This is a genomic window from Paraburkholderia sp. FW306-2-2C-D06C (assembly GCF_058781505.1).
The window spans coordinates 33,355-46,679 of sequence record NZ_JBYSWU010000001.1; the positions used below are offsets into that span (position 1 = coordinate 33,355).

The following is a 13,325-nucleotide window of genomic DNA, read 5'->3' on the forward strand; positions in this document are numbered from 1 at the left end:
GGCCGAGGTGGCAGGGGAGCCGTGCGATTGAGCGGTTCGTTTCATGCCGGCTATTGTCGCCGCACCCCCGCCGACTTGCCGACAACGTGACAGTACCTGTAAAAGCGTTGCTCCAAAAGAAAAACGCCCCGCAGGGCGTTTTCCAAAACCTCGGGCCGGCAACGAGCTCGCGCTCCCTGCCGGCAACACCCGATCAGAACTTGTGACGGATACCCACGCGGAATGCCAGCTGGTTGTCCGCGCCCGTGCCCGACGTGCTGAAGTAGCTCGTGCTCGAACCGATCTGCGCTTGCAGATCCTGCGTGCCGTTGTGGCCTGCGGCGATCTGGTAGATACCCAGTGCATACACGTCCGTACGCTTGCTCAGCGCGTAGTCGACGCTCAGATCAGCCTGGTTCCAGTGGCCCGTGTTGGCGTTGCTCAGGTGCATGTACGTGTAGCCTGCGCCTGCCGTCAGTGCCGGCGTGAATGCGTACTTCGCGCCCGCTTCGTATGCAGCGAACGTCGTCGAGCCGCCCGTGATCGGTTCGAAGCGCGTGTTCGTGTACAACGCCCACAGCGTCGCTGCGCCGATCGAATAACGGCCGCCGACGCCGAACGTGCGCAGATCGCGAACATTGGCGACTGCGACGTTAGCCATGCTGGTCGAGAACGCCGGGGTTGCCTGGCTCGGGTAACGGATGTCCGTGTACGCCGCGCCGATGCCGAACGGGCCGTTCGCGTAGTTCAGGCCGAAGCTGTATGCACGCGACGAACCTGCGACCGGTGCCGCGACCGTGCCGCTTGCCGGTGCGCCGGCGAATGCGCCAGCCTGGTTCGAGAAGCCGTACATCGCGCCGAAGGTCAGGCCCGAGAAATTCGCGCTGCTGAACTTGACCGAGTTGTTGATACGGCTCGACGTCAACTGGTCGACGTCGTTGATGTGGTAAGCGTAGTTACCCGCGACGGTTTGGCCACCGGTCGAGTAATTGCCGCCCAGGTAGTCCGTCGAAAACGAGTACTGGCGACCGAATGTCAGCGAGCCGATGTCGTTCTTCGACAGACCGACATACGCTTGACGGCCGAACATCGCGCCGCCCTGGCCAGCCGTGCCGTTGCCGCTGTTGAAGCCGTTTTCCAACACGAACAGTGCCTTCAGGCCGCCACCGAGGTCTTCGGTGCCGCGCAGGCCCCAACGGCTGCCTTGAGCAACGCCGTCGTCGTACTTGAAGAGCTTGTCGTGGCTAGTGCCCGACCTGGAGTTGTTCACGTAGCTGATGCCGGCATCGATCAGGCCATACAGCGTGACGCTGCTTTGCGCATGGGCGGCGCTGGCGAAGACGGCGAGAGTAGCGGCGGTCAATACTTTCTTGTTCAAGACATTCTCCGATTAAAAATTAAGCGATCGCGACGCCGGCTCTTCGGCGAGGTCGTGCGATGGGCGGAAATTTAAGGGAATGCAGAGTAAGGTCTGTGACAGCTTCGGTTATTTTTGTAATTTGTCGCGTCAACGCGACACTCACATCGCTTCACCTGGCTTCGCTATCGGAAATGGCTCATGCCACCCGCGTCTAAGCTCTTGCCGTTTCGCGCGGATATGCGTATGAAAAGTGATTGGTTTCAGGGCGCTGCGGCGGCATGCGACGTACAAAAGCAAATCGCCCGCTTGAATAGCGGGCGATTTGCTTTACAGCGAAAGGCTTTCGGGCCGGCGCCGAGCCGTAGCCCCGCTTGCTGCTTGTTGGCCGCTTGCTTACCGGTCAATTGCTCAACAGCGAGCCGCTTCTGAACGCCTTTGCGCCGGCAATGCGTGCGAACTCCAGGCCGGCCGTTGCAAAGCGCGTCAGATGCCGTGCGTACAACACGCCGGCCACACCGCTCTTCAAGGTCACGACGCGATCGGCCAGCGGATCGACGATATCGGCGATCTCAGTCCCCACGTCGACCCAGGTGCCGACTTCGCAGCGGTACACCAGTACGCCGCTGATCGGCGCGACGAGCGGCTCGGCGCCGGCGAGCGGCGTCGCGGCGAATTCGAGCGCCGGCAGCGGGGCGGGCGTGCCTTCGATCACGCCGCGCGAGGTCAGGTATTCGATGATCGCCTGCGCATCGCGATCGGCGTATTCGTACGACACCTCGCGCTGGCCGCGCAGTTCGATCGTCACTGAGATCGCGCCGTTCGGAATCGGGAAGCGCTCGCCGTACCTGCCGCGTAGATCCGACCAGCAGAAGCTGTGGATTTCGTCGAACGGATTGCCCACCGAATTCAACGCGAGCAATGACGCCTTGGCGTCCAGATAGCACGCGAGCGGCTCGACTTCCGGCCACAGATCGGGGTTCGTGTAGAGGTGCATCGCGGCTTCCCAGTCGCAATGCAGATCGAGCACGACGTCGGCGTCGCAGGACAGCTTTTGCAGTGCGAGACGCTGCGATTCAAGTTCGGTTTCCGGCTTTTGCTCGTCGAGCGCCTCACGCATCGCCGCGCGGATCGCGAGGCGATTGGCGTCGATGTTGTCGGTCAGGCGCGCCTCGATGCCCGGCTGCACTAGCGCCGACAGGTCGTAGAAGTTGCGGTTGAAGTTCTGCGCGCTGTTGGTTTCGAAGCGGCCGCTCAGGTGGCCGAGAAAGTGCTGATTCAGACCGATCGGATTCGCCACCGGCACGATCACGACCTCGCCGCGCACCTTGCCGGCGGCTTCCAGCGCGGCGAGCTTGCGGCGCAGCGCCCACGACACCAGCATGCCGGGCAACTCGTCGGCATGCAGCGACGACTGGATGTAAATCTTCTGCCCGCCGCCGGGACCGTAGTGAAAACTCGTCAGGTTGCGGGCGGTGCCGAGCGTCGGCGCAATCAGCGGATGGGTTTGGGTTTGCATGGTTTTCAAGTGCGCGGGCAAGTGGGGCGGGCCGTGCTATGTCGTTGATTACAGGGAAAAGATTGTCTCGTGATCGGTCTGCGGGGGGCCGTCGCGCGGCGCCTCGATCGCACGATCTTAGCCGATATGGCGCGGTGGATGGTTTTGCGCTGCGTCGTGTGGACGGCCTTGCAAACAAAACGGGCCCCGCGTGTGGCGGGGCCCGTCCTGGTCACGTTGCCTCGCGCGGCGCGCCTTTCAGACACGCCACGCTGGATCGGCTGCCGTATTAGCTGCCGTACACGTCGAAGTCGAAGTACTTCTTCTCGAGCTTCTTGTACGTACCGTCCTTGATGATGTCGGCAATCGCCTTGTCGACCTTCGCCTTCAGATCGGCGTCTTCCTTGCGCATGCCGATGCCGGCGCCGCTGCCGAGGATCTTCGGATCGTCCAGATCCTTGCCGACGAACTCGAAGCCCGCGCCGCGCGGCGTCTTCAGGAAGCCGATGTCAGCTTGCACCGCGTCTTGCAACGCAGCATCCAGACGGCCCGACAGCAAGTCGGCGTAGACCTGGTCCTGGTTCTGATACGGCACGACCTTCGCGCCCTTCGTTTCCCAGTACGTCTTTGCGTAGGTTTCCTGGATCGTGCCTTGCTCGACGCCCACCGTCTTGCCCTTGAGCGAATCGGCCGTCGGCTGGATGCCGGAACCCTTCTTCGCGACGAGGCGCGTCGGCGTGTTGAACAGCTTCGACGAGAAAGCAATCTGCTCGGCGCGTTGCGGCGTCATGGACATCGACGACAGCACGCCGTCGAACTTCTTCGCCTTCAGTGCCGGGATCATGCCGTCGAAGTCGTTTTCAACCCATACGCATTTGGCCTTCAGGCGCGCGCAGATTGCATTGCCGAGGTCGATGTCGAAGCCAACGAGCTTGCCGTCCGAGCCCTTCGACTCAAACGGAGGATAGCTGGCGTCAACGCCGAAACGGATAGTCGACCAATCTTTAGCGTGTGCGCCAATCGAGACGGTGGCAAGCAGAGCAACCGTCAAAGCCGCTAGCAGTTTTTTCACTGTTTAACTCCTCGGTGTAGTTCAAATACTCCCGCATGCGGTTGTGCCGCAGCGGGACGTCCGGCGCGAATCACGACCGGACCTGGTTTAGTCTGCCGGCCGGGGCGGCCAGCAGCGCGCGCCAAGCTTATCAGTTCAAAAAGATTGGGTAGCTAGTGAAACACCGGATAGCGAACGGGAATAGCTTCTAAAGCCTGAATAGGGCGGTAATTCGACTGTGCTGTTGATGTGAATTGCATTGCTGGGCTTTCTATCGTTTGCTGTGTTGTAAAGGTGCTGTAAAGAAATTGGCTAATGTGCGGATTCGAAGCGGATTTCGTCGCAGACCAGGTTGACGATCAGGCTGGCTGTAAAAGTCACCCTTCTATTCCCTTCTATTTCCTTCTGGTTCCTTGCCTCCTGCCCCTTGCCGAACGAATCCGCGAGCTCGCCGCTGACGGTGCCGTGTCAGGCGCGCCGAAGCTTGCGCTTCGAGCGTTCCCTTGGCCCGGTTCAGTTAAAGATTCCGTGAGGCGATCCGTTATACATAAATGAGTGGGCGCGAGGTGAGCCGTTGAGTGCATCTTGCCGGCAGCCTGTTCCTGCCGGCGCCGGCGAGGCCGAACCAAAAACGCCTTCCTTGGCGCTATCATCGACGCGCTGCGCGCTTGCCGCACAGCGTTGGCGAGCTTATCTGTCTGAACGAAGTCATTCGACACACCGCGCCGGCGGCCAACTGCCGCCTGGCGGTACGCTCGTCGTCACGGCATTCCGCCGGGGCGATGTTGATGGAATGCACACGATTTGGAGGGCAGATGAAATGCACGGTGGCAACCCATCGTTCCAGCGGCGAACCGCAGCCGGTGCACGGCGCCCGGATCCATCGCGCAACGGCGCTTTTCCCGGATTTTTGACGCTGCTGCTGAGCGCCGTTTTTTGCGCTAGCCTTTTGTCGTCCGCGCCGGCTGCCGCCGACGAGAAGGTTCTGCGCGTGCTGGCATGGCCGGGGTATGCGGACAGCGACGTGGTCAAAACTTTCGAAGCGCGTTTCCATGCGAAGGTGGAAGTCACGCTGGTCGATTCCGACGAGGCGCTATGGGACCAGATGCACGGCAAAGGAGGCGCGCCGCAATTCGACGTGCTGGCAGCCAATACCGCCGAAATCCAGCGCTATACCCGCGCGAATCTGCTGACGCCGCTCGATCTGGCCAGTCTGCCCAATACTCGAAGACAATTGCCGCGTTTTCAGGCGCTGTCGTCGATCGCGGGATTGACGACGGCCGGCAAGGTGTACGCCATTCCATTCACTTATTCGTCGATGGGACTGATCTATGATCGCAAGCAGATTGCCGTTGCGCCGCGCTCGATGCTCGAATTGTGGAACCCGCGTTACCGCGGCAAGGTTCTCGACTTCAACAGCGCCCAGCATAATTTCTCGTTCACGGCGCTGGCGCTGGGCTATGCCCATCCCTTTCAGCTCGATGCCGCGCAGATGCGCGTGATCGCACACAAGCTGGTCGACCTGCGCCGCAACTTGCTGACGTATTACACGCTGCCGGAAGAGGCGACCGCGTTCTTCATTCAACACAAGGCTGCCTTGATGTTCGGCAACTACGGCACCCAGCAGGTCGCTTTGCTGCGTCGCGCCGGCGCGGACGTGGGCTATGTGATTCCCGACGAAGGCGCGCTCGCGTGGCTCGACTGCTGGGCGATGACCATTTCAGCGGCCGATCGTCCGCTTGCGCTCGCGTGGATCAACTACATGCTCGAACCGGACGTCAGCGAGTTGTTGACGCAGCGCCAGGGGCTCGCCAACACCTTGACTGAGTCCGCGGAAAACCGCGATGATGCGCGCATCGTCTGGATCGGCCCGGTGGAGGATATCCAGCGGCGCGAGGACCTGTGGAGCAAAATCGTGTCGGGAGACCGCTCGGAGCGCTTTTGATGATGCGTCCAGGCCTGACGTTCAAGTTATCGGTGCTGCTTGCGTGCATTGGTGTGCTGGCGTCCGGCGCGACCGGCTATTACGCGTACCGTGCCAATCGCACGATGCTGGTGAGCGAAGCCGAACGCAGCTTGCTGACTTCGACGGAACTGCTGGGCGAGCGCTTTTCAGTGGCGATGGACGATGCCGCCGCCGACGCCCTGGTGCTCGGCAGCATGCCGTCCGCGGCCGAGGTCGCGCAGACCGACAACGGTCTTGGCCCGAATGCGCCGCGCGAAAGGCTGGCACAGGTGTTTGCCAGTTTCATGGCCCACCACCCCGAATATTTGCAGATCCGTCTGATCACCCGTGAGCACTACGGGCTGGAACTGATCCGTTTCGATCGCGACGCCAGGCGCACGGTGCGCGTCGCGGGGCGCGCGTTGCAGGAGAAAGGCCAGTTCGCGTACGTGTTCGATACGCTGGCCTTGCCGCCGGAGCGCATCTATACCTCGCCGATCACGATCAATCGCGAGTACGGCGCGCATTCGGCCGAAGGCAAACCGACACTGCGGCTCGGCACGCCGGTGGCGAACGAAAGTGGCGCGGTGGTGGGCGTCGTGGTTCTCGACATCGACCTCGCCGGATTGCTCAAACGTCTGCAGAGCGATCTGCCGCGCAGCTACCAGGTCTATCTCGCCAACGAGTGGGGCGATTTCCTGGTCCATCCCGATGCCTCGAAAACGTTCGGCTTCGACAAGGGGCGGCGCTTCTTCATGCAGGACAGTTTTGCCGCCGCCAGGCCGCTCTTCGAACAGTCCAGAAGCGAAGTGCTTCTGAAAGGTCTGGTGCGCTCGGGGCTGGACGCCGGCCTGGTGCTCGCTTTCGTTCGCCGGCCGTTCGGCGCGGCCGAAGGCAATCGCTTCATCGTGCTGGGCCTCGCCAAGCCGCTTGACGATGTGCTCTCCGGCGCTAACCTGCTGGGCAGCCGGATCATCCGGATGGTGCTGATTTCGAGCGCGATGGCGATCCTGCTCGCGATCCTGTTTGCCCGCGCGCTAACCAGGCCTCTGCACATTCTGTCGCACGCAGCGACCCATCTGTTCGCCGGACACTCGATGGAAACGCTGCCGCTCAAACGCACCGACGAAATCGGCGTACTGGCGCGCTGCTTCGATCGTCTGCGCCGCGAAATCAAATCGCAAATGGATGCGCTGCACAACAAGCAACATGAACTCGTTCATCTCGCCACGCACGACATGTTGACCGGACTGCCCAACCGGATGTTGTTCATGCAGAAACTCGAGGCGGCGATCGGCGAGGCGACGAAGCGCGACGAACGGCTGGCCGTGCTGTTCGTCGATCTGGACCGCTTCAAGCAGATCAACGATCAGTTCGGCCATTCCGTCGGCGACAAGGTGCTCGTTGCGGTGGCGCGGCGTCTGAGAAATGGGCTGAGCCCCGTCGATGTCGTGGCCCGGCTGGGCGGCGACGAGTTCATCGTGCTGATCGAAGGCTCGCGTTCCGCCGATGCGGCGCCAAAGATCGCGGCGCGGATCATGGACATGCTGAATGAGGCGTTGCTGATCGATGAGCATTGCATGACGGTGGGCGCCAGCATCGGCATCAGCCAGTTTCCGGTCGACAGCGCCACTGCCGAGGCGTTGCTGCTCAACGCCGACGCCGCGATGTACGCGGCCAAATCCGGCGGACGTTGTGCGTATCTGAGCTACCAGGACCTGCTCGACGCGCAGAAGCTCGAAGAGGAGCGAGGCATGCAGGATGGTGCGGAAGGCGGCGACGCCGAGCCTACGGCTGGAAGCGCCGGTTTGGCGCTGTGAGCCGGGCTGAGCGCCTGACGGTCTGGACGCTCGCGGCCAGTAACGAGGCCAGCAACGAGGCCAGCAACGAGGCCAGTAACGAGGCCAGTAGCGAGTTCATTGCGAAGCGGCGATCGCGCCGCGTGCGCCGTATTCGTGGAGCAAGCGCAGCGCGTCATGAAGCGTGGTGATGAAGCGCGGCTGCGCGGCGAGATGCGCCGGAAACACTTCCCGCACGGACAATAACGCGGCAAGCAGCGCCTGCGGCTCGCCACGCGCCGACGCCGCGAGCGCTTTCAATCTATCGCCAAGCGGATCGCTGATTTCGTAGCGTGTGCCGTCGTCCGCATGGCCACGCAAAAACATCATCCAGGCGGCAAGCGCCAGCGCCAGACGCGTGAACGGCTGGCCCGCCTCGATCCTGGCTGCAATCGTGCCGAGCAGACGCGGTGGAATCTTCTGGCTGCCGTCCATTGCGATCTGCGCGCAGCGATGTTTGAGCGCCGGGTTCGCGTAACGCTCGAGCAGTGCGTCCCGGTAGGCGAGCAGGTCGAACGACGCGGGCACAGTCAGGGTCGGCGCGATTTCGTGCGTCATCATCGCGTGAATGAGATTGCGCATGGCGGGGTCGGCGATCGCCGCGTCGATGGTATCGAAGCCGCCCAGCATCGACAGATACGCAAGCGTCGAATGCGTGCCGTTCAGCATGCGCAGCTTCGCCAGCTCGAACGGGGTGACGTCGTCGACGAGTTGTGCGCCGACCGCGTCCCACGCGGGACGTCCCCCCGGGAAACGATCTTCGATCACCCATTGCCGGAACGGCTCGCACGGCACCGGCGCGGCGTCCTGATAGCCGAGTGCAGCGGCGGCCGTTGCGCGTTCGGCGCCGGTGGTGGCCGGCACGATGCGATCGACCATCGTCGATGGAAACGCGACTTCGGCGGCGATCCAGTCGGCCAATGAGGGATCGAGTTGCCGTGCGAACGAACAGACCACCTGGCGCAGCGCGGCGCCGTTATGCGCGAGGTTGTCGCATGACAGCACGGTAAACGGCTTGCCATCCGCAGTGCCGGCATTGCCCGCACTGTCACGCCGCTCGCGCAAGGCGGCCACGAGAATGCCCGGCACCGTGCGCGGCGCGAGCGGGTGTGCCAGATCGTGTGCGACGGCGGCATCGTCGAGCGCGACCTCGCCCGTTTTCGGGTCGCGGCAATAGCCTTTTTCAGTCACCGTCAGCGAAACGATTCGCACCAGCGGATCGGCAAGCCGTGCGAACAGCGCCGCGTGATCGTGCGGCATGGCCAGCACTTCACGCAACGCGCGCACGACCGTCACCTCTGCGCCGTGCGGCCCGCGTTCGACCACGCTGTACAAACCTTGCTGCTTCATGAGCGCGTCGCGCTTGCCGAGGTCGCCTTGCAGCGTCACGCCGCAAATACCCCAATCGCCACCCGCGGCCAGCATGGCTTCTTCCGTATAGAGCACCTGATGCGCGCGATGAAAATTGCCGATGCCCAGATGCACGATGCCGATGCGCGGCTCGCGCCACTGCGGCGACAACAGGTGGGCTCCCAGTGCGGGCAATGCGTGGCGGGCGAGGCTCGGCAGGGCGTCAGCAGAGGTCATGAGAGGCGATCCAGAGAGCGGAGACGGGCTTGAAAAGGGCTTGAAAAGGGCTTGAAAAAAGGCTTGAAAAACGGTGTCGATTAGCGGGAAAACCCTGATTTGACGACTTACTATACTTGTATGGTAGCATCGTTCGCACGGCTTGAGTGATGCATGACATAGGTGTTTTCGCAGCTCGGCCACCGCTCCAGAACCGCCATGAAAAGCTGCAAGTTGCATGCCGCCGCATGGCGCGGTCCGCAACTCGCCTCTGCAAGGAAAATGTCATGAAGATCGTTCGCGCCGACGTGATCGTCACGTGCCCGGGCCGCAATTTCGTCACACTGAAAATCGTCACTGATGAAGGCGTGCACGGTATCGGCGATGCAACGCTGAACGGCCGCGAACTCGCGGTCGCGTCGTATCTGAAAGACCACGTGTGTCCGCTGTTGATCGGCCGCGATCCGGGCCGTATCGAAGACACCTGGCAATACCTGTACAAAGGCGCGTATTGGCGCCGCGGGCCGGTCACGATGACGGCGATCGCCGCCGTCGATATGGCGCTGTGGGACATTCTCGGCAAGGTCACGGGCATGCCGCTGTACAAGCTGCTCGGCGGCGCGTCGCGCGACGGCGTGATGGTGTACGGCCATGCCACCGGCCGCGACATTCCCGAGGCGCTCGATCGCTACGCCGAACATGTCGAAGCCGGCTATCAGGCCATCCGCATTCAATGCGGTGTGCCGAATATGCGCTCGGTATACGGCGTCTCGAAAGGCAGCGGCATGTACGAGCCTGCCACCAAAGGCGCGGTCGAAGAGCAGAGCTGGTCGTCGGAAAAGTATCTCGACTTCGTGCCGAAGCTGTTCGAAGCGGTGCGTGACAAGTTCGGCTTCGCTACGCATTTGCTGCATGACGTCCACCACCGTCTGACGCCGATCGAGGCGGCGCGTCTCGGCAAGTCGGTCGAGCCGTATCGGCTCTTCTGGATGGAAGACCCGACGCCCGCCGAAAACCAGGCCGGCTTCCGGCTGATTCGCGAACATACGGTTACGCCGATCGCAGTCGGTGAAGTGTTCAACAGCATCTGGGATTGCAAACAGTTGATCGAGGAGCAGTTGATCGACTACATCCGCGCGACCTTGACGCACGCGGGCGGCATTACGCATCTGCGGCGTATTGCCGATTTTGCTTCGCTGTACCAGGTGCGCACCGGTTGCCACGGTCCATCCGATCTGTCGCCGGTGTGCATGGGTGCGGCGCTGCACTTCGATCTGTGGGTGCCGAACTTCGGCGTGCAGGAGTACATGGGTTTTCCGGCGGAAGCGCTCGAGGTGTTCCCGCATGCATGGCGCTTCGATCACGGCGTGATGCATCCCGGCGAGGCGCCGGGCCACGGCGTCGATATCGACGAAGCGGCTGCCGCGCGCTATCCGTACGACCCGGCCTATCTGCCGGTCGCGCGTCTCGAAGATGGGACGCTGTGGAACTGGTGAGCGGGTGAGCTGATTCGCCCCGCAAGCCCAATAACAGAATGGAGACACGCGTGAATCCAGCACGCCCGCAAGCCGCCGCGCCGGCCAGCACCGCCATGCTGCGCCGCGTCGCCTTCGCCTCGACCATCGGCACCGCAGCCGAGTACTACGACTTCTTCGTGTACGGCACCGCCGCCGTGCTGGTGTTCGGCCAGAAGTTCTTTCCTGCAGACGACCCGCTGATCGGTACGCTAGCTGCCTTCGCGACCTACGCGGTCGGGTTCCTGGCGCGGCCGCTGGGCGGCATCGTGTTCGGTCATTTCGGCGACCGCGTCGGCCGGAAGAAAGCACTGATCGTGACGATCCTGATCGTCGGCCTGGGTACGTTCGTGATCGGCCTGCTGCCGGACTATCAGTCGATCGGTATCTGGGCGCCCATCGCATTGATCGTGATTCGCGTGCTGCAAGGGTTCGGCGTGGGCGGCGAGCAGGCGGGCGCCGTGTTGCTGACGGCCGAATACGCACCGCCTGTGCGGCGCGGCTTCTTCGCAAGCCTGGTGCAATTGGGTGCGCCTGCCGGTTTTCTGATTCCGTCCGGGTTGTTCGCGGTGCTCAGCGCAACGTTGACGCAGGCGCAACTGCTCGACTGGGGCTGGCGCATTCCGTTTCTCGCCAGCGCGTTGCTGGTCGCCGTGGGTCTGTATATCCGCTTGCGGACCGAAGAGTCGCCGATCTTCGCCACGATCCAGCGCACCAAGGCGGTGGCTTCACGTCCGGTGGTCGAAGTGGTGCGGCAGTTTGGTCCAACCATCGTCAAGGGCGTCGGCGCCAAGCTGATCGAGGCGTGCACCTTCGCGATGTACACGATGATCGTGCTCGCCTACGGCAAAGCACATGGCATTGCTCAAAGCATGCTGCTGCAAACGGTGATCGTTGCGGTGGCGCTCGAGCTCATGACGATTCCGCTCGCCGGCGCGTTGTCCGATCGCATCGGCCGGCGGCCGACCTTTATCGCCGGCGCGCTGCTGCATGTGACGCTGGTGGTGCCGTTCTTCATGGCGATCGATAGCGGCAATCGTGCGACGATCCAGCTCGTGATGATTCTGGCGATCAGCGTCGGCCACAGTCTTTGCTATGCGCCGCAAGCGGCGTTGTTCCCTGAATTGTTCCCGGCGCGCGTGCGTTGCAGCGGCATTGCGCTGATCTGGCAGATCGGCTCTTTGCTCGGCAGCGGTGTGCTCGGTCTGCTGGCCGTCAAGCTGATCCAGGTGACGCATGGCAACTCGCTCGCGTTGATCCTTTATGTCGCAGTGCTCGGCATCGTGTCGGCAGTGTCGCTGTTTGCGTTGCCGGAAACCGCGCCGCGCCGGCGCGGCGGCGATCTCCAGGATTGGGGCGCCGGCGAACTGCCGCAGGAGTACACGTCCGCGCAAGGCCTCTCATCTTCATCTTCGTCGTCAATCGCGCAGCCCTGAGCGCGCGACTTTTGCCCTACCGGAGTTCACCATGCTGGCAGCCGTGCTTCACGAACCCAAACTGATCCGCATCGACGAAGTCGAGCCGCCCGAACCCGGCCCCGGCCAGGTGCGCGTGCGCGTGCGCGCCGGCGGCATTTGCGGCTCGGATCTCTCGTACTACTTCAAGGGCAAGAGCGGCGACTTCGCGGTGCGCGAGCCGTTCGTGCTCGGGCATGAAGTGGCCGGCGAGATCGATTCGCTCGGCGTGGACGTCGGCGTGGACATGAACCTGACGCCCGGGCAGCGCGTCGCCGTCAATCCTGGGCTCGCCTGCGGGACGTGCCGCTTTTGCCTCGGCGGCATGCCGAATCATTGCCTCAACATGCGCTTCATGGGCAGCGCTTCGACGTTTCCGCATACGCAGGGCATGTTTCGTCAGTACATCGTTGTCGCGGCGCGGCAGTGCGTGCCGGTGCCGGATGGCGTAGATTTCGCGCAGGCTTCGATGGCCGAACCGCTCGCCGTCGCGTTGCATGCGGTGAAGCGGGCCGGCTCGCTGGTCGGCGCGAGCGTCCTGCTGGTGGGCTGCGGGCCGATCGGCTGCATTCTGCTGACGGTTGCGCGCCGCGCGGGCGCGCATCGCACAGTCGCGCTCGATCTGTCGAGCCGCGCGTTGCAGGTGGCCTGGCTACTCGGCGCGGATCAGACCGTGAACGCTGCCGATAGCACCACGATCGATCAATGGTCCGCGCAACGCGGCACCTTCGACGTCGTCATTGAAGCGTCGGGCAGCCCCGCCGGTCTCGACACGGCGCTGCGCTCGGCGCGGGCGGGCGGCACGGTGATCCAGGTGGGCAATCTGCCGGCCGGCCAATCGCCGGTGGCGGCCAATCTCGTGATGGCCAAAGAACTCCGCTACCAGGGCTCGTTCCGTTTCACCGACGAATACGCGATCGCCGCCGAGGAAATCGCCTCGGGCAAGGTCGATCTGCGGCCGCTGATGACGCATGCGTTCGCGATGAGCGAGGCGAACCACGCGTTCGAAGTGGCGCTCGACCGCTCGCAGTCGATGAAGGTGCATCTGAACTTCGACTAGGCACTCGACACCCACTGACCGTGGCCGGGGCATTGCATCCGCAGCGCCTCCACAATTCATTAA

General features: G+C 63.0%; 10 protein-coding genes. 6 read left to right on the forward strand and 4 right to left on the reverse strand.

Going from position 1 to position 13,325, the window contains the following annotated elements; genetic code table 11:
* Positions 1 to 193: 193 nt before the first annotated feature.
* The 3 genes from AC3WLT_RS00160 to AC3WLT_RS00170 all read right to left on the reverse strand — a co-directional run bounded on the left by AC3WLT_RS00160 (position 194) and on the right by AC3WLT_RS00170 (position 3,906).
* Entirely contained in the window at positions 194 to 1,357 is a 1,164-nt protein-coding gene (locus tag AC3WLT_RS00160) for a porin (RefSeq protein ID WP_492589631.1), read from the reverse strand.
* 382 nt (positions 1,358 to 1,739) lie between these two features.
* Positions 1,740 to 2,855 carry a succinylglutamate desuccinylase/aspartoacylase family protein gene (locus tag AC3WLT_RS00165; protein WP_492589632.1) on the reverse strand — a complete coding sequence of 372 codons (1,116 nt, stop codon included), beginning with the start codon at positions 2,853 to 2,855 and terminating at the stop codon, positions 1,740 to 1,742.
* A 268-nt stretch (positions 2,856 to 3,123) separates the two neighbouring features.
* Positions 3,124 to 3,906 (reverse strand): ABC transporter substrate-binding protein, encoded by a 783-nt coding sequence (locus AC3WLT_RS00170; protein ID WP_492589633.1) that lies wholly within the window; start codon positions 3,904 to 3,906, stop codon positions 3,124 to 3,126.
* Positions 3,907 to 4,463: 557 nt separating this feature from the next.
* Here AC3WLT_RS00170 and AC3WLT_RS00175 point away from each other — a divergent pair.
* From AC3WLT_RS00175 to AC3WLT_RS00185, 3 genes are read left to right on the forward strand one after another with little or no spacing between them, the layout of a single operon-like run.
* A complete protein-coding gene (locus AC3WLT_RS00175) occupies positions 4,464 to 4,799 on the forward strand; it encodes a hypothetical protein (protein WP_492590137.1) in 336 nt (111 codons plus the stop codon).
* On the forward strand, positions 4,706 to 5,830 hold the full coding sequence (locus AC3WLT_RS00180) for an extracellular solute-binding protein (protein WP_492589635.1): 1,125 nt from the start codon (positions 4,706 to 4,708) through the stop codon (positions 5,828 to 5,830). The genes AC3WLT_RS00175 and AC3WLT_RS00180 overlap by 94 nt, the downstream gene beginning before the upstream one ends.
* Entirely contained in the window at positions 5,830 to 7,650 is a 1,821-nt protein-coding gene (locus AC3WLT_RS00185; protein ID WP_492589637.1) for a bifunctional diguanylate cyclase/phosphodiesterase, read from the forward strand. Before AC3WLT_RS00180 ends, AC3WLT_RS00185 begins: the two co-directional genes overlap by 1 nt.
* Before the next feature lie 96 nt (positions 7,651 to 7,746).
* On the opposite strand, the gene AC3WLT_RS00190 is transcribed toward AC3WLT_RS00185, so the two are convergent.
* A complete protein-coding gene (locus AC3WLT_RS00190) occupies positions 7,747 to 9,255 on the reverse strand; it encodes a mannitol dehydrogenase family protein (protein WP_492589639.1) in 1,509 nt (502 codons plus the stop codon).
* 266 nt (positions 9,256 to 9,521) lie between these two features.
* On the opposite strand from AC3WLT_RS00190, the gene manD reads away from it, so the two are divergent.
* The 3 genes from manD to AC3WLT_RS00205 are packed head-to-tail and all read left to right on the forward strand — an operon-like array spanning position 9,522 to position 13,262.
* The gene (gene manD / locus AC3WLT_RS00195) at positions 9,522 to 10,730 is read left to right on the forward strand and encodes a D-mannonate dehydratase ManD (protein WP_492589641.1); all 1,209 of its coding nucleotides are present in this window, start codon (positions 9,522 to 9,524) and stop codon (positions 10,728 to 10,730) included.
* 50 nt (positions 10,731 to 10,780) lie between these two features.
* The gene (locus AC3WLT_RS00200; protein ID WP_492589643.1) at positions 10,781 to 12,184 is read left to right on the forward strand and encodes an MFS transporter; all 1,404 of its coding nucleotides are present in this window, start codon (positions 10,781 to 10,783) and stop codon (positions 12,182 to 12,184) included.
* 31 nt (positions 12,185 to 12,215) lie between these two features.
* Entirely contained in the window at positions 12,216 to 13,262 is a 1,047-nt protein-coding gene (locus AC3WLT_RS00205; RefSeq protein ID WP_492589645.1) for an L-idonate 5-dehydrogenase, read from the forward strand.
* Positions 13,263 to 13,325 lie beyond the last annotated feature (63 nt).

Excerpts from the sequence above, each read along its gene's own strand:
- AC3WLT_RS00165 (WP_492589632.1), bottom strand. The coding sequence starts at position 2,855 with ATGCAAACCCAAACCCATCCGCTGATTGCGCCGACGCTCGGCACCGCC.
- AC3WLT_RS00180 (WP_492589635.1), top strand. The coding sequence starts at position 4,706 with ATGCACGGTGGCAACCCATCGTTCCAGCGGCGAACCGCAGCCGGTGCA.
- AC3WLT_RS00185 (WP_492589637.1), top strand. The coding sequence starts at position 5,830 with ATGATGCGTCCAGGCCTGACGTTCAAGTTATCGGTGCTGCTTGCGTGC.
- AC3WLT_RS00190 (WP_492589639.1), bottom strand. The coding sequence starts at position 9,255 with ATGACCTCTGCTGACGCCCTGCCGAGCCTCGCCCGCCACGCATTGCCC.
- manD (WP_492589641.1), top strand. The coding sequence starts at position 9,522 with ATGAAGATCGTTCGCGCCGACGTGATCGTCACGTGCCCGGGCCGCAAT.
- AC3WLT_RS00205 (WP_492589645.1), top strand. The coding sequence starts at position 12,216 with ATGCTGGCAGCCGTGCTTCACGAACCCAAACTGATCCGCATCGACGAA.